Consider the following 24,451-nt stretch of genomic DNA (forward strand, 5'->3'; position numbering starts at 1 on the left):
ATGACATATGACTAAATAGTCATATGGTTATGATAATGGTTTATTAAAAGGAGTACAATCGATATAATGAAATTGAAACAAATTATTCATAATTTAAAAGTCCAGTTAGGAGAATTTAGAATGTCTATTCGTTATGCATTACTTGGACTACTTTCAAAAAAAGAACAAACTGGTTATGACTTGTATCATACTTTTCAAGAACAACTCATTTATTTTTGGAATTCAAGTCATTCACAAGTGTATAAAGAATTATCAAAAATGGAGCAGGATAACCTGGTTACGTTCGAATATATTTATCAAGAAGGAAGTCCAAATAAAAAAATATATTCTTTGACGAAAGAGGGCGAAAAGGCTCTTGTTGAATGGATTATTCATTCGAAAACGAAGCCTCAACGTATAAAGGATGAGTTTTTATTAAAAGCCTCAAGTTTTAATGTTATTTCAGTAAGTGAAGCTATTTCACTATTACAGAAGGTAATTGATAGAGAAACACATGTAATGCGGGAAACTCAAAAATGGAAAGATTATAGTTTTCCGGATCAGTCGTCTATTCGTAAACAGGTGATCGGAGAGTATATTACTGTTGAATATGGAATAAGGTATTCAAAAATGTACATCGACTGGTGTGAATGGGCAATTGAAGTGTTAGAAACATTACGAGAAGAAGAGTAAGAGTAAGAGAAAGTAGTGCACACATAAGTTTGCACTACTTTTTTTATATCTTGACCTTAAAGTCACTTGAGACTTTACAATGAAATTAGGGCGTTTGAAATTGAAAAAAATTGAGAAATTAAGTGAAGAGGTTTCTTTTACTTGGAGGTTATAGAAATGAGTCAGGAATTGAAATTGCGTCCATTAGAGCGAGAAGATTTAAAGTTTGTACACGAACTGAATAATAATGCACATATTATGTCGTATTGGTTTGAAGAGCCGTATGAGGCATTTGTGGAGCTGCAAGATTTATACGATAAACATATACATGATCAAAGTGAACGCCGATTTATCGTTGAAAAAGATAATGAAATGGTTGGATTGGTTGAGTTAGTGGAAATCGATTATATTCACCGTAGAACGGAATTCCAAATCATTATTGATCCGAATTATCAAGGATATGGTTATGCAGCGGAAGCGACGCGTTTAGCGATGGATTACGCTTTTTCTGTATTAAATATGCATAAAATATATTTAGTTGTGGATAAGGAAAATGAAAAAGCAGTACATGTTTATAAAAAGGTTGGATTTATGGTAGAGGGTGAACTGTTAGACGAGTTTTTCGTTGATGGTAACTATCATAATGCGATAAGAATGTGTATGTTTCAGAAGCAATATTTTGAAAATAAGTAGTTGAAAGATTTGGAAGTAATGTTGACGCTTCATAAAACTGTATGCTAAAATCCCTTTTAAGTATTAAGGAAGGTGTAGAACATGCTTTATATAAAATTTGTAAAACTCATTAGAAAACTTTGCTCCGCACAAATGTATACGGTGAAGCGTTGTACGGAGCTTAATCAAGGGGTATAACCCCCTATATTCATCGGCTGAATAATTTTTGAAAAAAGTATAGTCTACCTATGCTTATTTCGTTATGGTTATTTAGCTGATGTATAAAATAGATTAAGGGGCCATAGACAATGCTTTGTCTATGGCCCTTTGTGTATATTATTCCAATGAGCTTTTACTGTAAATTGGATTAGTATGGAAAAAACCACGAAGCAGAGGGCTAGTGTCGAATGACGCTATCTCTCTGCTTTTTTTAATTTCAGGAAAAGAGGAATAAAAATGAGTTTACTTAAAGTTGAAAGTTTATCACATAGTTTTATAGATAAAGTATTATACGAAAATGCTTCTTTTGATTTGCATAAAGGGGAACATATGGGGATTGTTGGACAGAATGGTGCAGGAAAAAGTACGTTACTGAAAATATTGGTGGGGGAAATTATTTCTGATAAGGGGAGTGTTAAGTGGCAACCTAATATTCAGATTGGACATCTTGATCAATATGCAGAAATTGATGGGAGCTATACTATTTCACAGTATTTAAAACGAGCTTTTTATGATTTGTTTGAAATGGAAAAGAGAATGAATAAGTTATATGAAGAAAGTGCGATGACTAGAGGTGAGAATCAATTATTGAAAGCAGCTGAAATACAAGAGCAGCTTGAGGCTCGCGGTTTTTATTCAGTAGATAGCATAATAAACAAGGTGGCAGCTGGTTTAGGTATTGATGCTATTGGGATGGAGCGTATTATTGGTGAATTAAGCGGAGGACAACGGGCAAAGGTAATTTTAGCAAAGCTTTTATTAGAAGAGCCTAATATTTTATTACTAGATGAACCGACAAACTTTCTTGATAAAGAGCATGTTGAATGGCTTGCTAATTATTTAATGAATTTTGAAGGGGCGTTTATTGTCGTGTCTCATGACTTTGATTTTCTAGAAAAAGTGACTTCTTGTATATGTGATGTAGAGTTTGGAACGGTGAAGAAGTATTATGGAAAATACTCGGATTTTGTAAGACAAAAGGAGCATTTGCGAAAAGATTATATTCGTCAATATCATGCACAACAAAAGAAAATTGAAAAAACGGAGGAGTATATTCGTAGAAATATTGCTGGGGTCAATTCAAAAATAGCACAGGGACGTAGAAAGCAGTTGCAACGTATGGAAAGAATTGCGCCACCAAGTTTTACTCATAAACCGTCTATTCATTTTCGGGAACTTCCCATTTCAGTTCAGACAGTTCTGGAAGTAAATAATCTTGAAGTTGGTTACGATTTTGCTCTCTTACCAAAGTTGAATTTTTCAGTAATGGGTGGGCAAAAACTTGTGATTACAGGTTTCAATGGAGTAGGGAAATCTACTTTGTTAAAAACAATCGTTGGAAATATTGCTAGTATTTCTGGAGAGTTTCACTTTTCAGAGCAAATAAAGATTGGATATTATGAGCAAGATTTAAATTGGAGCAATGATTCTTTAACGCCGCTTCAAATTATTTCAGAACAGTTTCCTAAACTGAATAGGAAGGAAATACGCCATCATTTAGCTGCATGTGGTGTGAAGGATACGCACGTTTCGCAAGAAATTCGTACGTTAAGTGGTGGTGAACAATCGAAGGTGAAACTGTGCGGATTATTACTATCACCTTGTAACTTCTTAATTTTAGATGAGCCGACAAACCATTTAGATGCAGAAGCGAAGGAAGCTTTGCAAAAGGCATTAATTAAGTTTAAGGGCAGCATTATACTCGTATCTCACGAAGCAAGTTTTTATCTTGATTGGGCAGATAGTATTTTTAATATAGAGACAGGATTAGTTAAGGGGGTGTGAAACGTATGATTGAAAACAATTGGAAAACGAAAATTATATTATTTTTGACCTCTCAAACGATTTCGTTATTCGGTTCATCTCTCGTACAGTACGCGATTATATGGTATATCACCTTAACGACATCGTCAGGGTTAATGTTAACCATTTCAACCGTTTCCGGTTTCTTACCACAAATTGCGATTTCTTTATTTGCGGGTGTTTGGATTGATCGTTACGATCGTAAAAAGATGATTATGTTATCGGACGGGGTTATAGCAATTGCTACATTAGTTTTAGCAGTTTTATTTTTAACAGGATATAAAAGTATTTGGTTACTTTTTATAGTATTACTCATTCGTTCAGCTGGGACAGGGGTACAAACGCCAGCTGTGAATGCATTAATCCCACAAATCGTTCCAAAAGATTATCTTATGAAAGTAAATGGGATGAATAGCAGTATTACATCTTTAATTATGTTTCTTTCTCCAGCAGCAAGTGCTGCAATTCTTTCTATTGCTAGTATTGAAACGACATTTTTTATTGATGTCATTACGGCTATGATTGGAATTAGTATTATGTTTATCATTCAAGTGAAGAGACATGTGAATGCAGAGAGTAAGCAAAAATCTAATCTACAAGGCATAAAAGAAGGCTTTGCTTATTTAAAAGAAAATGTATTTATTAAAAGGCTACTCGTTTTATTAATCATTGTCATGATTTTAATAAGTCCAGCTGCCTTTTTAACACCTTTAATGGTAACTCGTTCTTTCGGTGCAGAAATGTGGAGACTTACTGCTAGCGAGATGATTTTTAGTGCGGGAGCGGCAGCTGGTGGCATATTGATTGCAGCGTGGGGTGGTTTCCGTAATCGTATGCATACAACAGCGCTAGCTTGTGCGTTGTATGGACTGCTTATGATTGGACTAGGAATTGCTCCGGTATTTATTATGTATTTAGTATTTAACTTTTTAATTGGTATAACAATGCCGTGCTTCAATACACCGGTTAACGTGTTATTGCAGGAAAAAGTAGAACCTTCCATGCACGGACGAATGTTTAGTCTTGTACAAATCGCTAATTCATGCGCCCTTCCTTTAGGAATGATAATATTTGGCCCATTGGCTGATATGTTTAGTGTAGAAATTTTGTTAATTTATGCTGGGATATTCGTACTATTGTGTGCGATATATGTTGTAGTAAGTAAGAGATTTGAAGTATAAATATGTATGTTTGAAAAGTTTTGTGAGGCAATGCAAGATGCTTCGCAAAACTTTTTGTTTTAAATTTAGAAAACTAATTTATTGTAAAACGATAAAAAAATATTGATTTTTAATTTGTTTTTAGATAGTATGATGTTAACAATCTAAGGATAATTATATGAATGGAGGAGAATTTGAAATGATAAATAAATACGTAGTATCTATTTCTTTCATGATTTTAGCGATCATTTCTTTAACTATACATGCTTCAAATAGTAAAGTGGGGGCGAATGGATTTCTTGAAGAACCTTTCTTTTTCCTAGTACCGATAAGTTATGTATTATTCTTGAGTGGTATTGGTGTATTACTATTTGAATTTATTGCTTCAAAGCTAAAAAAAAGTAATAGATAAAATGAAGTTTAAGTAGTGAGGGATCCATTAATCAGGACAAAATACTCACTATAAAATAGGAACATACTATATCTAAGAAAAATAATAAGTGAGCTGAATCATAATGAATCATTATTTTTATAATGGTAGACAAGTGGGGGCAGCTATTACACTGGCAGGAGCTCAGGGGACAATTCATGCTGTGAATCAAGCGATTCAAATGCAGCAACAAGCATATTTTGCACAAATGATGCAAGGACCGTATATGTCGTACTCACAGCTTCCGATGCAAAGTGTACATTACGATGTGCAACCAATGGGCTTATTTTCTATTCCATATGGCGGGACATACTTCTTATGAAAGAAAGCGACTGATTAGAGTCGCTTTCTTTCATTATATTCCGCCTAGTTTCATTCCAAGGAATGCGAAGAGGATACCGATTATGTAAGTAGTGCTTATGTATAAAAGGAGTGTGCTACATTTTTTTAGATTAAGAAGCTGAACAGATTCTAATTTAAACGTCGAAAATGTAGTGAAGGCTCCCATAAATCCAGTCCCTAATAATAATTGCCAACTTGTAGAGACCCCGTTGCCAATTATATATCCGAGTAAAAATGCACCTGTTATATTAATGAGAAATGTAGCAATTGGAAAGGAAGTTTTATTTCTTTTTTTAAACCAATTGCTAATTGCAAATCGTGTAATAGCACCGAAAAAACCGCCTATTGCTACTAATAAAGTTTCTATCATAAGTGATCACCTTCCGTAAGATGTTTCTTAATTAAGAAACCACCTAGTGTATAGCCAAGAGCAGACATAATGAGGCCACCGAGCATGCTGCATGATACATATAAGAAAGCCGTACTCCATTCAGAATGATGAATTAATTGCACAGTTTCTACACTAAATGTCGAAAATGTCGTAAATGAACCGATAAATCCAGTTCCAATACCTGTTATAATCTCTGAGGGCAAAATATTTCGCCGAGCGATATAGCTAGTTAGCCACGCTAATAAGAAGCAGCCAGCTAAGTTAATAAGTAATGTAGCTAATGGAAATGAATGATGCCATGAAGTATGAATAGTAAGGCCTAAATAATAACGAGAGAGGGCTCCTAATATACCGGCAATGCCAACGATAATATAAATCAATATCTTCACCTCTTTAAAATAGTGTGCTCAAAAAAATAGACTCCTACCAGTAGTGATACTGGTAGGAGTCATTAGCTAAGCAGCGATTATGGCGAACTCCATCGCCTATGATTATTACATATAGTGTACTAAAAATCTTATTGAATTTCCAGTGAAGAAGTGAAGTCGTTTGTATGTGTGTAATGGTTTAGGGTAGATGGGTATGCTTATAAACTAAATATAGTGATATAAGGTTTTCAATGTGATAAAATATTTCTTATGTCTGTCATTCAGTTGTAGTTAACTGAAAATAAAGATAATTTAGCTGTGTGTTTTAGAAAAGGGGCGTTTATTTGAAGAAGTTATTAAAAATAGTACTTATATGTATTTTAGTAGGGGTAGGAGTTGTAGGTGGTTTTTTAGGGTATATGACACTTACTAAAGAACAGCCTGCTGATGTTGTAAGTTTGAAGGTGGAAAATAATAAAGAGCGCGTATTAGCGACAGGAAATGAATTTAAAGTTACAACATTTAATATTGGATATGCCGGATTAGATAAGGACCAAGACTTCTTTATGGATGGAGGAAAGGGGTCTGGTTCAAGTAGTAAAGAGCAAACGGAAGTTAACCTAAAGAATATGCTTTCGTTTTTACAAAATGAGAATAGTGATTTTGCGTTATTACAAGAAGTCGATATAAAATCAATGCGATCTTTTGATGTAAATGGGCATGAATTTTTGAAAAATGGATTACCTGATTATGCTTCATCATTCGGAAAGAACTATGATACAAAATGGGTCCCTGTCCCAATTACAAGTCCAATGGGATATGCGGAGGCTGGATTAAGTACATTTTCTAAATATAAAGTTCAAACAGCGGAGAGGTTCCAACTTCCTGGAATGGAGCCTTGGCCGAAGCGTTTGTTTGATTTAGATCGAGCGATTGTTGAGCATAAAATTCCTGTTAGTAATGGGAAGTTTGTTAGACTCGTAAATTTACATTTGTCTGCGTATGATGAAGGCGGGAAAATTAGAAAACAGCAAGTAGAGTTTTTAAAAGAATATATGAACAAGCATTATAAAAATGGTGATTACGTAATAATGGGCGGAGATTGGAATCAATTACTTTCTAACGTTCAATTAAGTGATCCGAAGTTTGTGAAAGAGCGTCCTGAATGGTTGGTAGAGTTACCGAAGGACTTTACTGATGGTGGCTTTAAGTGGGCTGTAGACTCATCTGTTATGACGGTGAGAGACGATGTGAAGAAGTATGTAGAAGGTGAAAACTTCGTCACGATTATTGATGGCTTTATCGTTTCACCGAATGTTGAGATTGTAAATGTGCAAGGAAAAGATTTAAAGTTTGAAAATAGTGATCATAACCCAGTGAGTGCGGTATTTAAGCTGAAGTAATTAGGTGCAGAAGGTGGGACTATATATGGAATGGTTAAAGAAAACTTGTTTTTCTAACCTTGAGAAAGAATCACAGAAAAATCATTTATTGTTGTTTATTACAATTTGTAGTTTCTTCCTTGGAATCATCGCGATTGGGTATTACGGATATATTTTTACAGAGAGAGCAATCGCGTTTTGGGTTTGTGGTATTTCTGTCGTTGTATTTGGAACGCTTCTTACTTTTATAGAAAGCATGGAAGCGATGTATAAATATATCATGACGTTTATGTTACTTACGATGTCTTTCATTATGGTACAAGCTTTTAATGAAAGCCCAGCTGTATTTCAAATGGTCTATTTTACACTAGCCGTTTCACTTATTTATTTAAGTGAACGTCTCGTTGTAATTCTCGGCGGAGTGGCAGTTGTAATCACATTTATTCTTTGTAGTTATTGGCCCGAGCAATTCTTTGCTTATACAGCAGCATCTGAAGCTGCAAACTTCGCAAGCTTGTTAGCGATCGTTACAATCGCTATGTGGGGCGTCACGAAAATTGGTTCTAACTTACTGGCTCGTTTAAGTGATGAGAAGCAAGAAGTAATGAGAAAAGCTCAGGAGTTAGAAGAAACGCAAAGGCTTATTGAGGAAACGGTTGTGAAACTAGATCGTAATTTCAATTATTTAAGACAAAATATGAATACATCGATGGAGTCAATGAGTGAAATCAATTTTGCTTTTGAAGAGGTAGCAGTTGGCACGCAATCACAATCAGAGATGATGCATCGTTCGGTAGAAGTATTGAACGATATGGAGGGAAATATTGAACAAATCATTTCTCAAGTAAGAAATGCATCGATTCGTGTTGATGAAAGCTTAGAAATTTCAAAAGGTAGTGTACATACTCTACGAAGTTTTGAAGCGAATATGAGAAGTTTAAATGATGTTGTTTCACAATCAGGAATTATATTTAGAGATTTAATGATGCAATCGAAACAAATTAATGAAATTGTAGATGTAATAACGAATATTTCAAGTCAGACGAGTTTGCTAGCTTTAAATGCAAATATTGAAGCTGCAAGAGCAGGTGAGCATGGAAAAGGATTTGCTATTGTAGCGAATGAAGTATTAAAGCTTGCTGAGGAATCGAATCGTTCTGCGGGAAGAATTCAAGGGATTTTGAAGGATTTTAGTAATCAAGCAAGTAAGGTAGAAGTGCAAGTAGAGAAATCAGAAAGAGTACAAGAAGAATGTAATGAAATGCTAGTAAGTGTTTTAACAAATGTAACGGATTTAGGGAAGTTTATTGATGAAATTAATGATGTAATGAGAGAAATCGTTGGTCATCAAGAAAGTTTCCAAGTTAAAACGACGAATATCGTAAAGGATGTTACACATGCTTCCAATGTAATCCAGCAAACTTCTGCAGCTACAGAAGAAGTGTTAGCAAGTGTGGAAGAAGAAAAACATCGAAATGATACATCTGTGAAGACATTACATACTGTTAGCGAGCAAGTGAAATTGTTAGAAGATATTTTAGAAAAGTAATATCACTTAAAAAGGGCGCAACGTTTGTGCCCTTTTTTCATTTAAACGAAGACTTGCTCGGATTTTAATTGCTTTTCTGCTCGTTTTCTGCCAAGCTTAAGAAGATGAAATTCAGCTAATAGCGGAATTAAAATACTTCAAAGAAAGAATTAAATAGGTGACGTATATGATCGAAGTTAAGACTTCTGAACTTAGTGATGGAGAATTTAATAGAGGTGTATTTGCAACTCGTGATATTAAAAAAGGTGAGTTGATACACGCAGCGCCGGTTATCTCTTATCCGAATGAACAGCATGAACACATTGAGAAAACATTACTTGCTGACTACGCATTTGAGTATGGGATTAATCATACGGCAATCCTTTTAGGATACGGCATGTTATTCAATCATTCATATACACCGAATGCGACGTATGATATTGTCTTTGAGAATCATACATTTAACTTCTATGCTTATAAAGATATAAAAGCAGGAGAAGAAATCTTAATCAATTATAATGGTGAAGTGGATAACGATGAACTGTTATGGTTTGATAAAGAAAAAGAAGAGAACGAAAAGTAATTTAAAATAAGTAATGAAAAAGATGCCTTTACCTATGTAAAAGCATCTTTTTTGTTGATGAAAATAAAGTAAAGATTACAAAAAAACACCACTTTATTTTCGTGTGGTATAGTAAGATACTGAAGGGTAGTGTTTTGAAAAAGTAATATATTTTACAAATTGTTGTCTTTCTGATGACATGTCAAGTTTAGTAGCCCATTTGGGTTGCTTTATTATGCAATATATATTTTAATATGAGTGGCACCTCTTATAAATTAAGAGGTTAATAGGTGTCTCGAATTGATTTTGGGTACACTGTATCCACCACTTTAGGGTCATTTCATGTATGTGGGGATATTATGGGCCCGTATAACGGGATAAAAAGAATATAGAAATAGAGGAATCGTAAAATGAATATGCAAGAGGTTTATGAATATTTAAGTACGGTATTGCCTGAAGGTCATGTGAAACAAGATGAAATGTTAAAGAATCATACGCATATTAAAGTTGGCGGAAAAGCAGATGTTTTTGTTGCGCCGACAAATTATGACGAAATTCAAGAAGTTATTAAATATGCGAACAAATATAATATTCCAGTTACGTTTTTAGGAAATGGATCGAATGTTATTATTAAAGATGGTGGAATTCGCGGGATTACAGTAAGTTTAATTCATATTACAGGTGTTACTGTAACAGGAACGACGATTGTAGCACAGTGCGGTGCAGCAATTATTGACGTATCACGTATTGCGCTAGAACATAACTTAACGGGTCTTGAGTTTGCTTGTGGTATTCCAGGTTCAGTTGGCGGAGCATTATATATGAATGCAGGTGCATACGGCGGTGAAATTTCGTATGTATTAACAGAAGCTGTCGTAATGACAGGTGATGGAGAGCTACGTACTTTGACGAAAGAAGCATTTGAATTTGGATATCGTAAGAGTGTATTTGCCAACAATCATTACATTATTCTTGAAGCGAGATTTGAACTTGAAGAAGGTGTATATGAAGAAATTAAAGCAAAAATGGATGATTTAACGTTTAAACGTGAGTCAAAACAGCCTCTAGAATATCCTTCATGTGGTAGTGTATTTAAACGCCCACCTAATAACTTTGCTGGTAAATTGATTCAAGAATCAGGACTACAAGGTAAGCGAATTGGTGGAGTGGAAGTTTCTCTAAAACACGCTGGATTTATGGTGAATGTTGATAACGGAACGGCACAAGATTATATCGATTTAATTCACTTCGTACAAAAAACAGTTGAAGAGAAATTTGGCGTGAAGTTAGAGCGTGAAGTAAGGATTATTGGAGAAGATAAAGAATAACATATACGTATGAAACTGCGAATTATTTTAAAATAACATTTGGGTATTGTTGACAATTTGTTTGCAATTCAATATAATGGCTAATAATTTAACAAATAACATACGTTGAAAGAGCCCAGTAGCAGTTTGTCACTGTTAACGAGAGAGCTAGGGGATGCTGGAACCTAGCACAAACAAACTTGTGAATTACACTCTGGAGTATCTTAGGTAATGCTAAGCGGATTGGCAATCGATATTATTGCTGAGAGTGGTATGAGTAGCTATGCTATTTATACAAACTGGGTGGTAACACGGTGAATCATCGTCCCTATGTCATAGACATAGGGATTTTTTGTTTTTAAAAAATAAAGGGGATGACAAAAGATGAACATTATTGATGAATTAGAATGGCGCGGCGCCATTAATCAGCAGACTGACGAAGAGGGTTTACGTAAGCTAGTAGAAGAGAAAAAGATTTCGCTATACTGCGGAGTTGATCCGACTGGTGATAGTATGCATATCGGACATTTGATTCCGTTTATGATGATGAAAAGATTTCAGTTAGCTGGCCATCATCCGGTTATTTTAATTGGCGGAGCAACAGGAACCATTGGTGATCCGAGTGGACGTCAATCAGAACGCCAACTTCAAACGTTAGAAGTAGTTCAACATAATGTGGATGCGTTAACAGCGCAAATGAAAAAGCTATTTGATTTTGGCGGAAATAGCGAAGTAAAGATGGTAAATAACTACGATTGGACACATGAAATAAATATTATTGAGTTTTTACGTGATTACGGGAAAAACTTTAGCATTAATAGTATGTTAGCAAAAGATATCGTAGCAAGTCGTTTAGATACAGGAATTTCTTTCACAGAATTTACGTACCAAATCTTACAAGCGATGGACTTCCATCATTTATACACGAAAGAAGATGTTCAACTACAAATTGGCGGTAGTGACCAATGGGGAAATATTACGAGTGGTTTAGATTTAATTCGTAAGTTAGAAGGGCACGAAGCGAAGGTATTCGGATTGACGATTCCACTATTATTGAAATCAGATGGTACGAAGTTTGGTAAATCAGCAGGTGGTGCAGTTTGGCTTGATCCTGAAAAAACAACACCGTTTGAATTTTACCAGTTCTGGGTGAATACAGATGACCGTGATGTCGTTAAATACTTGAAATACTTTACGTTCTTAACGAAAGAGCGCATCGATGAGTTGGCAGTGAAGGTAGAAACAGAGCCTCATAAACGTGAAGCGCAAAAAGTATTAGCGGAAGAAATGACGAAATTTGTTCATGGAGAAGAAGCATTGCTGCAAGCTGTGAAAATTACAGCAGCGTTATTTAGCGGAGATATTAAATCGTTAACAGCCGATGAAATTGAACAAGGCTTTAAAGAAATGCCAACATTCCAGTCTTCAAAAGAGACGAAAAATATCGTAGAATGGCTCGTTGATTTAGGAATCGAACCATCTAGACGACAAGCACGCGAAGATATTAATAATGGAGCTATTTCTATGAATGGCGAAAAAGTAACGGATGTAGGTACGGATGTTACGGTAGAAAATTCATTTGATGGACGATTTATTATTATTCGTAAAGGGAAGAAGAACTACAGCCTTGTGAAGTTAGGATAGTAAACAAGACGGAAAAATTATATCGGCGATTTTTTGAATATATCGACCGTAACTAGAATTATATCAGCGATTTTCTCAATATATCGATTTACCGACAAAAGGTGACAATAAAAGCTGTTCCAAAACGGGACAGCTTTTATTGTGAAAAAGTCAGTATATTTAGATAAACTTAAAGGGTATATCATTTTTTTGACGAATAAATAAGTTAGAGAAAATTACGGATAAAGTGAAACTTTAATCAGTGGGGGTCTTACCGCCCATTAAAGCGGGATAAAAATAGCCCGAACCATGCAGGGCATGATTCGGGCTTATATTCAGATTAGTAAGCTAAGCTGAATAGACCTTTAATGTGCGATAAGTAACGAACGTTACTTGCTTCTTTCATTAATGATGCTGGTAAGCCTTTAAGTGGAGTATTGCTTGCTCCGATTGTAGCAACAGCATCTTTACGTCCTAGACTAGCAAGTGTTCCAGAGTTTACAGGTGCGAACTCTTCGAATGCTTTGCCTTCTAGTGCTGCGTATAAGTTGTATCCAATTAACTCACCCATTTGCCAAGCGATTTGTGCAGTTGGTGGGTATGGACGTCCGTCTGGAGCGAAGACAACAGCGCTGTCTCCAGCAACGAATACGTTTTTGTGAGAAGTAGATTGTAGGTATGCATCAACTGTTGCACGACCACGGTTTACTTCAAGACCTGATTCACCGATTAGTGGGTTACCTTGAACGCCGCCCGTCCAAACGAATGTGTTAGCAACAAGTTTTTGACCGTCTTTTAAGTCAATTTCATTGCCAGCAACGTTTGTTACAGGAAGACCAGTTAAGAATGTAACGCCGCGTGCTTCTAGGCTAGTAGTTGCACGTTCGATTAAGTGGTCTGGTAATACTGGAAGGATTTTTGGACCTGCTTCAACAAGAAGAAGTTTAACTTCTTTTGGATTTACGCCGTGGCTTTTTGCAAGTTTAGGCATAATGTCAGCAAGCTCACCAACTAGCTCAACGCCAGTTAATCCGCCACCACCGATTACGATTGTAGCATCAGCTTCGTTTTTCGTTTTCGCGTATTCACGAATACGGTCTTCAACGTGTTTGTAGATTTTGTTTGCATCAGCAGCAGATTTTAATACCATGCTGTTTTCTTCTAGTCCTGGAATACCGAAGTAAGCAGTTTTACTTCCTAAAGCAACTACAAGTGCATCGTAAGATAAAGTAGTGCCGCCAGCTAATTTGATTTCTTTGCTATCAACTGAGAATGACTCAACTGTTGCGATTTTAAGATCGATATCTTTACCTTTGAAAAGCTTTGTAAGTGGCATTGCAACTGCTTGCTCAGACACGTTACCAGCTGCAAGGCGGTGTAGTTCAGTGATGATTTGGTGTGTTGGGTATTGGTTAATCACTGTAACTTGTGCTTCTGATTTGCTGTAATATTTACGTACGTTTAAAGCGGCAAGAAGACCGCCATAACCAGCGCCTAAGATGACAATTTGTTTTGACATAGTATGATATCCCCCGTCTTTACTAATTGTTGTTATAAGTTAACTTATTTATTGTTACGTTCTGCACTAATTTGAAGATATGCGTTCACAAAGCGGAACATTTTTTGTGCTTGTGGATCTTTTAGTAATTTTAAAAGACCGAATAGGCCGATAACTTCGTTGCTTTCGTCAGCACGGTCTTTCGCTTCGATTGCAGTTGCAGCCATGCTTTTCACTGTATCTTTTACAGGTTCTACAAGCTCTGTGATTGCACCAACAGTGTCGCTTTTTAATACTTCATCAGTAGCAACAGTTTGAGCGAAGTCATAAGACTTAGTTAAAATGTTAACAAGCTCAGTTAATTTTGGAAGCTGTTCTACTAGTGTTGTTAATGATTCTTGTACCTCAGGTTTTAACAACTGATCAAGTACATCAAGTTGTCCTTGGCTAGCAGAAATTTGTACAGTTTCTTGTTCTGGCTTTGTTTGAGTCATAGTTTCTGGCATCTCCAATTCTCCTTTACGATAGCAATACTCTTATTTTTGATAAGTAAGATAGTAAACGGTTACGAAACTTTATACAAAGTTTCACAAAACACAATAAAATGCTTTTAAATTTATGACAGCAAGTAAGCTGCAAACATAAATCTAAAACCATAACGTCTTACTTATTATTTATGAACTGTCCGATATATGGCTTGTCCGCATAATGGAAAAGCTCCGTTACCGGAAAGTGTATATAATATATATCCTATATTATATACTATATACACCTATGTTAACATAAAAATGATTCCTAATTATTTCATATCGAGCGTATAACGTAGTACTGACAAGGTATGAAAGCGTATAAAATATTTTGTTTCAGTTAGAAATGTACATATATAATAAGAAAAAAAGGAAAAAATGAACAAATTCATGTTCGTTTTTTCCTTTTTCCTATTATTCACCTTCCGCAATTAGCATCGATGTCTTACCTTCTTTTTCAAGATGGCATTCGCCCCAAGAACAAAGAGAATCAAGAATGGATTCTAAAGACCAACCGTAATCAGTAAGAGAATATTCTACTTTTGGTGGGACTTGGTTGTATACTTTTCTTTGAATAACGCCGTCGTCTTCTAATTCACGTAATTGTTGTGTTAACATTTTTTGTGTAATACCAGGCATTGAGCGTTTTAATTCACTCGTTCTCTTTGTACCTTTCGTTAAGTGACAAAGGATAACAACTTTCCATTTGCCGCCGATAACTTCTAAAGTTGCCTCTACAGGAATATTGTATTGCTTCATATGAAACCCTCCCATTGTGAGTAAAATAAGTTAAATCATATAAATGTTACTTTTTAGTACCTATAGCACTTTAAAGTACGTACTTTTTATCATGTTAAATATGTTTCATAATAGCACATGTAAGAGGCAAATGAGTAGTACGGTACTGAAAAGTGACTATGTTACTTTTTGGTGCCTATCGTACTTTAAAGTGCGTTCTTCAAAAAAAGAATGAAACCATTCATAATAGCATTTGTAGAGATTAAATATATTTTTTAGAAGATAAAAGGGCCTTTTTATCGCACTATTATGATTGGATTTCTTGTAATAAGGAGGAATTCAATTGAGTTCATATACAGTACCATCTTCGGAAGTTCAGACGAATCGAAGAAGTATGTTTGCTTTATTAGCACTAGCAATTAGTGCGTTCGGGATTGGTACGACCGAGTTTATTAGTGTCGGTTTATTACCATCTATTTCAGAAGATTTACATGTTTCTGTTACAACAGCGGGTTTAACCGTTTCTTTATATGCTTTAGGAGTAGCGTTCGGTGCCCCGGTATTAACGTCAGTAACAGCTAGTATGTCGCGAAAGACGTTATTAATGTGGATCATGATTATTTTCATTATCGGTAATGGAATTGCAGCGGTGGCAACAAGCTTTACTGTGTTACTTATCGCAAGGGTTGTATCTGCGTTTGCGCACGGTGTTTTTATGTCGATAGGATCGACAATTGCGGCTGCGCTTGTACCAGAGAATAAACGTGCGAGTGCAATTGCATTTATGTTTACTGGTTTAACGGTTGCGACCATTACAGGTGTGCCAATTGGAACATTTATCGGTCAGCAATTTGGATGGAGAGCATCGTTTATGGTAATTGTGGCAATTGGAATCGTTGCCTTAATCGCTAACAGTATGCTCATTCCTTCTAATTTAAAAAAAGGTATGTCTGTATCATTTCGCGATCAGTTTAAGCTGATTACGAATGGAAGACTATTACTTGTATTTATCATTACTGCATTAGGGTACGGGGGAACATTCGTAACATTTACGTATTTATCGCCGCTATTACAAGAAGTGACAGGATTTAAAGCAAGTACCGTTACAATTATTTTGTTAGTGTACGGAATTGCAATTGCGATTGGAAATATGGTCGGCGGAAAATTATCAAATCATAATCCGATTCGAGCGTTATTTTACATGTTCTTTATTCAAGCAATTGTATTATTTGTTTTAACATTTACAGCGCCGTTTCAAGTCGCTGGATTCATCACAATTATTTTTATGGGACTATTCGCATTTATGAATGTTCCAGGACTACAAGTATACGTTGTTATATTGGCTGAACGATTTGTACCTAGCGCTGTTGATGTGGCATCCGCGATTAACATTGCGGCATTTAACGCTGGAATCGCTCTTGGTGCTTATTTAGGTGGTATTGTAACGAACTCGTTAGGATTAATTCATACAGCTTGGGTAGGCGGTGTGATGGTAGTAGGTGCTGTTATTTTAACGGCGTGGAGTATGACTTTAGAAAAAAGAGATCAAGTGAAATAGAAGGAGAGAAAATATAATGAAAAATTTACAAAGTACAACAACATTGCATAACGGTGTAGAAATGCCTTGGTTTGGTTTAGGCGTATTTAAAGTAGAAGATGGGCCAGAACTTGTAGAAGCTGTAAAATCAGCGATTAAAGCAGGATACCGCAGCATCGATACAGCTGCAATTTATGGAAATGAGAAAGCAGTAGGAGAAGGAATTCGTGCAGGTATAAAAGAAGCAGGCATTTCTCGTGAAGATTTATTCATTACTTCAAAAGTGTGGAATTCGGATCAAGGATATGAAACGACACTTGCTGCATATGAAGAAAGCTTAAAAAAATTAGAGCTAGATTATTTAGATTTATATCTTGTTCATTGGCCTGTAGAAGGGAAATATAAAGATACGTGGAGAGCGTTAGAAACACTTTATAAAGAAGAGCGCGTACGTGCAATTGGCGTAAGTAACTTCCAAATCCATCACTTACAAGATGTAATGAAAGATGCAGAAATTAAACCAATGATTAACCAAGTGGAATACCACCCTCGTTTAACACAAAAAGAACTACAAGCTTTCTGTAAAGAACAAGGTATTCAAATGGAAGCATGGTCACCATTAATGCAAGGGCAATTATTAGATAATGAAACATTACAAGCAATTGCGGAGAAACACGGTAAAACGACAGCTCAAGTTATTTTACGTTGGGATCTTCAAAATGGAGTAATTACAATTCCAAAATCAACGAAAGAACACCGTATTATTGCAAACGCTGATGTATTTAACTTTGAATTAACGAAAGAAGATATGGAAAAAATCGATGCGTTAAACCAAAATCACCGCGTGGGTCCAGATCCTGATAACTTCGATTTCTAAGATTAGGGTAAGAAAGAAGAGTGCGTAAAAGCACTCTTTTTTTGCATAAAAATAGTTTCTAAATAAATACTACTTAGTATCAAGTTTGTTATAAGGGGCTGTAAACATGAATATAAAGCAATCGTTCAAACTTTTAGTTATGTTTTTAAGTGTTTTATTTGTGTTATTCCCGCTTCAAAAAGCATTTGCAGAAGTCATGGACCATACAAAGTATCAAATGGATTGGAGTTACAGTAAGTCTAAGAAGAAACCAATCCGAACAGAGCTTATTAAAACGGCAGATGGCAAAATTGCTTTTTGCTTAAATGTAGATTTAAAATCTCCAAGCGGTCAAGATTTACCGGAAATGGGGAAAGTGGATATTAACGTATACCGTGTATTATTAAATGGATATCCACAAAAGAGCCCGCAAGAATTAGGTGTTTCTGATTGGAGAGAAGCTCATTATGCAACGCAGCTTGCAGTATGGAATGCGTTAAAACAAATTGATATTAATGATTTAGATTTCCGTAATAAAAATGTAGAAAAGGTAACGAAAGATATCGTTGCAAAAGCAAGCGCTAGTGAAGAGTTACAAGAAATTACGATGAGTGTCGTACCAACAGAAGAACAAGAAGCAGTATTGAAAAATGATTTCTTTGAAACAGGTTTATATACAGTAGAAACAAATGCAAAAAGCGGAACGTATAAAGTGCAAGCAACAGGTGCACCAGCGGGAGCCAAATTTGTAAATGAAAAAGGCGAAGCAAAAACGGAATTTAATGTAGGAGAAAAGTTCCGCATTTTAATTCCAAAACAAACACCAGCTGGTGGATTCAGCTTTAAAGTAATAGGAAATTTAACGAAACTACAAGGCATTGCGCATAAAGGTACACCGACAATTCAAAATGCAGTCGTATTACTTGAGCGTAGTGAGGAAAAAACAAGTCCTGAGTTATCGGTGAGCTGGAAAAAAGGAAATGGTCATGATAATAATAAACCACATACTCCAAACGAACCGCATAAACCGAATCAATATAAAAGGTAAGGATGAAAGCATTGGTATTAACCAATGCTTTTTATATATGAACTTTAAAGTTATATTAAAATAATTATTAGCTGTATAAAACACTGTTCTAATAGTAGAAAAACTATCTAAAAATAACAAAATATAATAAAATCTAAACATTACGATTAATAGATTAAATTCACAAAATTGTAACATTATTCTAATTGAAAAGTCTATCAAACAAAATGTAAAGCGTGTACAATTCAGTTGGAAAAACTACCTATAGATGGTCATATATGAAGAAAATGTAAGATTCTATTGCTGTTTTTATTTTTAGATGTATAGATGACAATACTAAAGTGTATCTTTTACTATTCTCTTTTTATGTACAAAGAGAACTCATCACAAATAGAGAGAAGTGAGGAGGGCATATTACATAAAAATTTTACAATGTAAGAAAGCGAATACATGGAGGGAAATGCGGTAGTAATAGATACAGGTGCGCGAGGTGTTCGTCTATTCATTAAATGTTTTTATAAAAATAATAGGATTTTTTATTGAATGGATATATATAGGATAGTTTCTCTAAATAAAGGAATAGGGGACACAGATTATGTCGAAGAAGAAAAAGAGTAGGGTATTGGTAGCTGGTGTTTGTTTAGCTACGTTGTTAACGCCATATGGACTTGAATTACCTAAGGTGTATGCAGAGATGGCAGTTGAAGACAAGGAGAAACAGCAAGAAGAGCGAGTGTACCAATTGCTGCCAAAAGGTGATGTAGAAGGGATGCGTGAGTTGCATCAGCGTGGAATGAGTTTTTCTCCTTATGAACCAACGGGCATTTATGTAAAGCCAGATGAAGAAGTAGTTATTCAAGTAGAAGGGACTCAACAGATTAAAGCTTATATTGGTACATATTCTTATGAAAAGGAAGAACCTAAACAATTCAATTTACATCCTGGTGAGAATAAAATTTCTTCTTCAAATGGGGGACTATTATACTTTTACAATTATCACAACACAGGAGAAGTAGTCGCTAAAGTGAAAAAAGGTGGTACACCAAATCCTTTATTTATTTTAGGAAAGCATACGACAAAAGATTGGAAGCGTATGTTGGCAGAAAACCCTGATCCATATGCAATAGAAATGAAGGGAGAAAATAGTTTATTAACTATGCATCCTGAAACTGTGGCGGAACATTTGAAGCAAGAAGATCCAGCTGCGCTATTAAAGAAGCACGATGAAATAATTAATATAGAACATAAGATATCAGGTTTATCAAAAGATGGTGCGGGTGTTGCGAATCAAGGTAAACATTCCATTCATTTTGTTGAAGACTGGTATACAGACGATTATATGTATGCGACTTATTATCGAACAGCTTATAGTAAAGGCAATTTAGAGTCAGTACTAAATCTAGAAGAGTTAACTAATGATGGATGGGGGCCTTGGCATGAAGTTGGACATCAACATCAACAAGACACTTGGTTATGGGATGGACTTGGAGAAGTAACCGTTAATATTTATTCTTTGGCAGTTCAAACTACATTCGGGCATAAAACAAGGTTAGAGCAAGAGGGGCGCTATGAAGCTGCATTTGCTTATTTAGGTAAACCGGATGCACAAGAAAAGATGAATGAATTTGAGAAATTAGTTATGTTTTGGCAGTTGCATTTAGCCTATGGGGATCAATTCTATCCAAATTTACATCAAATGTATCGTTTGTTACATGATACAGAACTGCCTAAATCGGATGAAGAGAAAAAGCAGATGTTTATTTATATGACGTCAAAAGTGGCAGGACAAAATTTAATTCCTTTCTTTGATAAATGGGGATTAAGTGCAAATGATGCTACAAGAGAAAAAATTGAAAAATTAAATTTACCAAAATTAGAAAAAGAAATTTGGTTATCTACAGATAGTAATCCAATTCGTGAAAAACAAATTGAGTTATACGAAGCTCCATATGGCGAGCCAAATAATGAAAAAATACAAAATATAGTAATTGGTACTACATATGATGAGGAAAAAGCAAAGGAACTTGTACAGAATTTAGGAGAAGGTGTAAAGACAACAGGTGTGATTATGCAAGATAAGCCTGAAGTTGGAGAAAAAACTGTAAAAGTAGAAATTGTAGATGGAAAAGGAAATAAGAATTTCATTCCAGTTGTAGTGAATGTTGGATATGGGGATAGCCTACTTGTATATGGATTGAACTATACCGGGGGGGGAGACTTGAAGTCAACCGTAACTCTACATCATGGTACGAAAACATTTAGTGCAACAGATACAAAAAATTTAATTCACGATTACTTTAAAGATGAAAAGTATTTTGAGTTCACGCTGTACGATAAAGAAGGAAGAGAGAAGAAAAATGTAGCGGTAAAAGGCTTGGAGAATACAGAAGCTTTTGCCAAGGAATTAAATGGGTTAGCATTTGAATATGGTGATGTGGTGAAAGTATATCATGCAGAGTCTTCACGTTTACATTGGTATCAAAAAGGTTTATATGTGGGAGAAGGGAAAAATAAAGAAATAAAAGAATTATTCTTCAAAATTACTGAAAATGGATTTGAAAGAGTAAAATCATTGCAAGTAGTAACAGCAAAGCCACAAACAGTAGTAGTCGGAACAGAAGTAGAAAAGCTAGAAGCGAAAAACTTTATTGAAGTGAAAGACGGAGAGGTAATTGGCTTTGTAGAAAAACCAACTACAACGAAAATCGGAAAACAAACAGCAAAAGTAGAAACGAAAGATCGTTTTGGAAATAAGCAAGTAACAGAAGTTCCGGTAGAAGTGGTTTATGGAGATAGTATTGCATATGCAGGATATGGCGATGATATTGCTTCAATCGTAACTTTAAAGCACGAAGAGAAGAGATTTCATGCAACTGATATGGATAGCGAAATTCATGAGTATTTTAATAAAGAGCTATACATGGGGATCACGTTATACGATGGAGAAGGAAAAGAGAAAAAACATGTAACAGCAGAGGGACAAGAAACATCAGAGAACTTTGCGAAGCAAGTGAATGGTATGCAGTTCGAGTATGGAGATGTAGTGAAAGTATTCCACGCAGAACCGAATCGCTTGAAATGGTATCAAAATAATAACCTTACTGGTCAAGGTGAGAAAAAAGGGGCAAAAGAACTATTCTTCAAAGTGACAGAAAAAGGCTTTGAGAGAATGGATATGTTGCAAGAAGTAACAGCGAAACCGCAACAAGTAGTAGTCGGAACAGATGTTGAAAAGTTAGATCCAAAAGCTTTTGTTGAAGTGAAAGATGGAGAAGTAATTGGTTTTGTAGAGAAACCAATTACAACAAAAATCGGTGAACAAAAAGTAAAAGTAGAGACGAAGAATCGTTTTGGAAATAAGAAAGTGACAGAAGTACCATTAGAAGTGACGTATGGAGATAGTATTGCATATGTGGGATATGACAATGATATTGCTTCAATCGTAACGTTAAAGCATGATGATAGGAAATTCCATGCGACTGATATGGATAGTCAAATCCATAAATATTTTAATAAAGAGCTATACATGGGAATCACGTTATATGATGGAGCAGGAAAAGAGAAAAAACATGTAACGGCAGAAGGGCAAGAAACTTCAAAGAACTTTGCGAAGCAAGTGAATGGTATGCAGTTCGAGTATGGAGATGTAGTGAAAGTATTCCACGCAGAACCAGACCGTTTGAAATGGTATCAAAATAACAATCTTACTGGTCAAGGTGAGAAAAAAGGGGCAAAAGAATTATTCTTCAAAGTGAGAGAAACAGGCTTTGAGAGAATGGATATGTTGCAAGAAGTAACAGCGAAACCGCAACAAGTAGTAGTTGGAACAGAAATTGAAAAGCTAGATGCGAAAAACTTTGTTGAAGTAAAGGGCGGAGAAGTAGTTGGATTTGCGGAGAAACCAGATACAACTAAAATCGGAAAACAAACAGTAAAAGTAGAGACGAAAGATCGTTTCGGAAATAGGCAAATAACAGAAGTTCCTGTAGAAGTGATTTACGGAGATAGCATTATGTTCTTCGGTACATGGCACGACGGAACGAATATTAAATCGATTGTTACATTAAATCATGAAGAAAAGAAATTCAGTACAACAGATTCAGAAGGTCCAATGCATACTTCATTTGCAGATGAGAAGTATATGGGAATGACTGTATATGATAAAGATGGAAAAGAAAAGAAAGCTTTATCAGTAAGAGCATCTGAAAATACAAAAGAATTTGCAGCACAATTCAACGGTATGGCTTTTGAATATGGTGATATAGTAAAAATTTATCAAAAAGAATTTGATCGTTTTAAAGTGTATAAAAAGAATGAATTCGTTGATGCGAAGTATGGTGTTAACGAAGTGTTCTTTAAAGTGACAGCGCACGGTTTTGAACAAATGGGAGCGCAGCAAGAAGTAAAAGCTTTGCCACAAAAAGTGGTAATCGGAACAAACAGTGAAACATTAGATGCGAAGAAGTTTGTTGAAGTAAAAGGTGGAGAAGTAGTAGGTTTTGTAGGGATGCTAGATACATCGAAGATTAGTAAACAAACGGCGAAAGTAGAAACGAAAGATCGCTTTGGAAATAAGAAAGTGACAGAAGTTCCTGTAGAAGTTACATATGGAGATAGTATAGTATATCAAGGTGTGTCCAATGTAACGCGTTCGATTGTTACGTTAAATCATGATGAAAAGAAATTACATGCAACATTTACAAATGATACAATTCATTATCGTTTTGTAAATGAACAGTATATAGGTCTTACGATTTATGATGGAAATGGAAAAGAGAAAAAACATGTAACAGCAGAAGGGCAAGAAACGTCGCAGAATTTTGCGGAACAAGTAAATGGTATGGTGTTTGAGTATGGTGATGTAGTAAAAGTGTATCATGCCGAATCAGATCGTTTAAGCTGGTACAAAAATAGTGAGTTCGTTGGAAAAGGAGATAAGAAAAAGTTTAAAGAAATTTCCTTCAAAATTACTCCAAGTGGTTTAGAACAAGTGCAATAATAAAAAAAGCTCGTAAAACATAACGTTTTACGAGCTTTTCTTATTATTCAGCCTCAGAAACAACTGTGAAGCGTTCGTTTACGTGTTTTGGATTTTCAATTTCATCAAGTGCTGCGACTGCGAAGTCTTCGTAACTTACGTAGCTATCACCTTTTGCGTTAACAAGAAGGTTGTCTTTACCAGCTGTATAAGAGCCTGTGCGTTTTCCTAATGCAAATAGTGCAGAAGGGCTGATGAATGTCCAAGTGATGTCATTTGTTTGTTGTAAAATTTCTAAGTTTTTACCTTGGTTTTGAGCAGTTGCAAGGTATTCTTTCGGGAAACCTGGTGTATCAAATACACGTGTTGTTTTCTCTTCGTCTACAAATAAGCTTCCAGCGCCGCCAACTACAAGTAATTTTGTGTTAGGTGCACCTTTCATAGCTTCAATTAGTACATTTCCTGCATCTACGTGAAGGTGTTCTTCGCCTGCTGGAGCACCGAATGCATTTACAACTACATCGAATGCTTGTAGGTCGTTAGATGTAAGAGAGAATACATCTTTCTCTAAAACTTTTACATTTTCTTCTGTAATTTTTGCAGCGTTTCTTACGATTGCAGTTACTTCATGTCCGCGATCTAATGCTTCTTTTAAAATGCGACTTCCTGCTTTACCAGTTGCTCCGATAATTCCGATTTTCATAATAAATCCCTCCAAAGTGTTTTGTTAAAGTGTATATCTGAAAGTAAATGAATTTGTTGTAATTAGGTTTGTTACAACCTGATGTAATCATTATAGTTACAGTGTGTTATTTTTGTCAATAGGTTTGTTTGTGAATTATTTTTTGTTTT

General features: G+C 35.4%; 21 protein-coding genes, 1 riboswitch and 1 other annotated feature. Of the genes, 15 read left to right on the forward strand and 6 right to left on the reverse strand.

Features of this window, described 5'->3' with window-relative positions:
* Positions 1-120 precede the first annotated feature (120 nt).
* The 6 genes from PDK19_RS18120 to PDK19_RS18145 all read left to right on the forward strand — a co-directional run bounded on the left by PDK19_RS18120 (position 121) and on the right by PDK19_RS18145 (position 5,257).
* Positions 121-672, forward strand: coding sequence for a PadR family transcriptional regulator (locus PDK19_RS18120; RefSeq protein WP_000027915.1), 552 nt, complete (start codon positions 121-123; stop codon positions 670-672).
* Between the two features lie 156 nt (positions 673-828).
* On the forward strand, positions 829-1,344 hold the full coding sequence (gene speG / locus PDK19_RS18125; RefSeq protein ID WP_000076825.1) for a spermidine N1-acetyltransferase: 516 nt from the start codon (positions 829-831) through the stop codon (positions 1,342-1,344).
* Between the two features lie 435 nt (positions 1,345-1,779).
* Positions 1,780-3,327: an ABC-F family ATP-binding cassette domain-containing protein gene (locus tag PDK19_RS18130; RefSeq protein WP_270707768.1), complete on the forward strand. Its 1,548-nt coding sequence runs from the start codon at positions 1,780-1,782 to the stop codon at positions 3,325-3,327.
* A gap of 5 nt (positions 3,328-3,332) precedes the next feature.
* Positions 3,333-4,526 (forward strand): MFS transporter, encoded by a 1,194-nt coding sequence (locus tag PDK19_RS18135; protein WP_270707770.1) that lies wholly within the window; start codon positions 3,333-3,335, stop codon positions 4,524-4,526.
* Positions 4,527-4,683: 157 nt separating this feature from the next.
* Positions 4,684-4,917 carry a DUF3955 domain-containing protein gene (locus tag PDK19_RS18140; protein WP_270707771.1) on the forward strand — a complete coding sequence of 78 codons (234 nt, stop codon included), beginning with the start codon at positions 4,684-4,686 and terminating at the stop codon, positions 4,915-4,917.
* A 100-nt stretch (positions 4,918-5,017) separates the two neighbouring features.
* Positions 5,018-5,257 carry a DUF3947 family protein gene (locus PDK19_RS18145; RefSeq protein ID WP_270707787.1) on the forward strand — a complete coding sequence of 80 codons (240 nt, stop codon included), beginning with the start codon at positions 5,018-5,020 and terminating at the stop codon, positions 5,255-5,257.
* Positions 5,258-5,290: 33 nt separating this feature from the next.
* On the opposite strand, the gene crcB (PDK19_RS18150) is transcribed toward PDK19_RS18145, so the two are convergent.
* Together crcB (PDK19_RS18150) and crcB (PDK19_RS18155) are read right to left on the reverse strand one after the other, a co-directional pair.
* Complete coding sequence (gene crcB / locus PDK19_RS18150; protein ID WP_270707774.1) at positions 5,291-5,647, reverse strand: fluoride efflux transporter CrcB; 357 nt, start codon at positions 5,645-5,647, stop codon at positions 5,291-5,293.
* Positions 5,644-6,048, reverse strand: coding sequence for a fluoride efflux transporter CrcB (crcB, locus tag PDK19_RS18155; protein ID WP_270707776.1), 405 nt, complete (start codon positions 6,046-6,048; stop codon positions 5,644-5,646). The genes crcB (PDK19_RS18150) and crcB (PDK19_RS18155) overlap by 4 nt, the downstream gene beginning before the upstream one ends.
* A 55-nt stretch (positions 6,049-6,103) precedes the next feature.
* Positions 6,104-6,163: riboswitch (Fluoride riboswitch) on the reverse strand.
* 217 nt (positions 6,164-6,380) lie between these two features.
* On the opposite strand from crcB (PDK19_RS18155), the gene PDK19_RS18160 reads away from it, so the two are divergent.
* The 5 genes from PDK19_RS18160 to tyrS all read left to right on the forward strand — a co-directional run bounded on the left by PDK19_RS18160 (position 6,381) and on the right by tyrS (position 12,459).
* The gene (locus PDK19_RS18160; protein WP_000734866.1) at positions 6,381-7,439 is read left to right on the forward strand and encodes an endonuclease/exonuclease/phosphatase family protein; all 1,059 of its coding nucleotides are present in this window, start codon (positions 6,381-6,383) and stop codon (positions 7,437-7,439) included.
* 25 nt (positions 7,440-7,464) lie between these two features.
* Positions 7,465-8,967, forward strand: a complete 1,503-nt coding sequence (locus PDK19_RS18165; protein ID WP_000455050.1) for a DUF4077 domain-containing protein — start codon at positions 7,465-7,467, stop codon at positions 8,965-8,967.
* A 166-nt stretch (positions 8,968-9,133) separates the two neighbouring features.
* On the forward strand, positions 9,134-9,529 hold the full coding sequence (locus tag PDK19_RS18170; protein ID WP_000573649.1) for an SET domain-containing protein: 396 nt from the start codon (positions 9,134-9,136) through the stop codon (positions 9,527-9,529).
* Positions 9,530-9,918: 389 nt separating this feature from the next.
* On the forward strand, positions 9,919-10,836 hold the full coding sequence (gene murB, locus PDK19_RS18175) for a UDP-N-acetylmuramate dehydrogenase (RefSeq protein ID WP_001057092.1): 918 nt from the start codon (positions 9,919-9,921) through the stop codon (positions 10,834-10,836).
* 96 nt (positions 10,837-10,932) lie between these two features.
* Positions 10,933-11,148: a binding site (T-box leader), on the forward strand.
* A gap of 51 nt (positions 11,149-11,199) precedes the next feature.
* On the forward strand, positions 11,200-12,459 hold the full coding sequence (gene tyrS, locus PDK19_RS18180) for a tyrosine--tRNA ligase (protein ID WP_001021076.1): 1,260 nt from the start codon (positions 11,200-11,202) through the stop codon (positions 12,457-12,459).
* A gap of 319 nt (positions 12,460-12,778) precedes the next feature.
* On the opposite strand, the gene PDK19_RS18185 is transcribed toward tyrS, so the two are convergent.
* The 3 genes from PDK19_RS18185 to PDK19_RS18195 form a co-directional block, all read right to left on the reverse strand.
* Complete coding sequence (locus PDK19_RS18185) at positions 12,779-13,957, reverse strand: NAD(P)/FAD-dependent oxidoreductase (protein WP_000043204.1); 1,179 nt, start codon at positions 13,955-13,957, stop codon at positions 12,779-12,781.
* 44 nt (positions 13,958-14,001) lie between these two features.
* Positions 14,002-14,442, reverse strand: coding sequence for a DUF1641 domain-containing protein (locus PDK19_RS18190; protein WP_001115309.1), 441 nt, complete (start codon positions 14,440-14,442; stop codon positions 14,002-14,004).
* Between the two features lie 435 nt (positions 14,443-14,877).
* Complete coding sequence (locus tag PDK19_RS18195; protein WP_000816344.1) at positions 14,878-15,222, reverse strand: winged helix-turn-helix transcriptional regulator; 345 nt, start codon at positions 15,220-15,222, stop codon at positions 14,878-14,880.
* A 373-nt stretch (positions 15,223-15,595) separates the two neighbouring features.
* Here PDK19_RS18195 and PDK19_RS18200 point away from each other — a divergent pair, with 373 nt between their 5' ends.
* The 4 genes from PDK19_RS18200 (at position 15,596) to PDK19_RS18215 (ending at position 23,620) form a co-directional block, all read left to right on the forward strand.
* Positions 15,596-16,759 carry an MFS transporter gene (locus PDK19_RS18200; protein WP_270707788.1) on the forward strand — a complete coding sequence of 388 codons (1,164 nt, stop codon included), beginning with the start codon at positions 15,596-15,598 and terminating at the stop codon, positions 16,757-16,759.
* A 16-nt stretch (positions 16,760-16,775) separates the two neighbouring features.
* A complete protein-coding gene (locus PDK19_RS18205; protein ID WP_000793576.1) occupies positions 16,776-17,615 on the forward strand; it encodes an aldo/keto reductase in 840 nt (279 codons plus the stop codon).
* A gap of 106 nt (positions 17,616-17,721) precedes the next feature.
* Complete coding sequence (locus PDK19_RS18210; RefSeq protein WP_001022551.1) at positions 17,722-18,642, forward strand: thioester domain-containing protein; 921 nt, start codon at positions 17,722-17,724, stop codon at positions 18,640-18,642.
* 574 nt (positions 18,643-19,216) lie between these two features.
* Entirely contained in the window at positions 19,217-23,620 is a 4,404-nt protein-coding gene (locus PDK19_RS18215; protein ID WP_270707780.1) for a putative mucin/carbohydrate-binding domain-containing protein, read from the forward strand.
* 43 nt (positions 23,621-23,663) lie between these two features.
* Here PDK19_RS18215 and PDK19_RS18220 read toward each other — a convergent pair whose 3' ends face one another.
* On the reverse strand, positions 23,664-24,302 hold the full coding sequence (locus tag PDK19_RS18220; RefSeq protein WP_014893420.1) for an NAD(P)-dependent oxidoreductase: 639 nt from the start codon (positions 24,300-24,302) through the stop codon (positions 23,664-23,666).
* Positions 24,303-24,451: the final 149 nt, after the last annotated feature.

The sequence above is a fragment of the Bacillus cereus group sp. BcHK124 genome, assembly GCF_027712065.1.
GTDB lineage: Bacteria > Bacillota > Bacilli > Bacillales > Bacillaceae_G > Bacillus_A > Bacillus_A pacificus.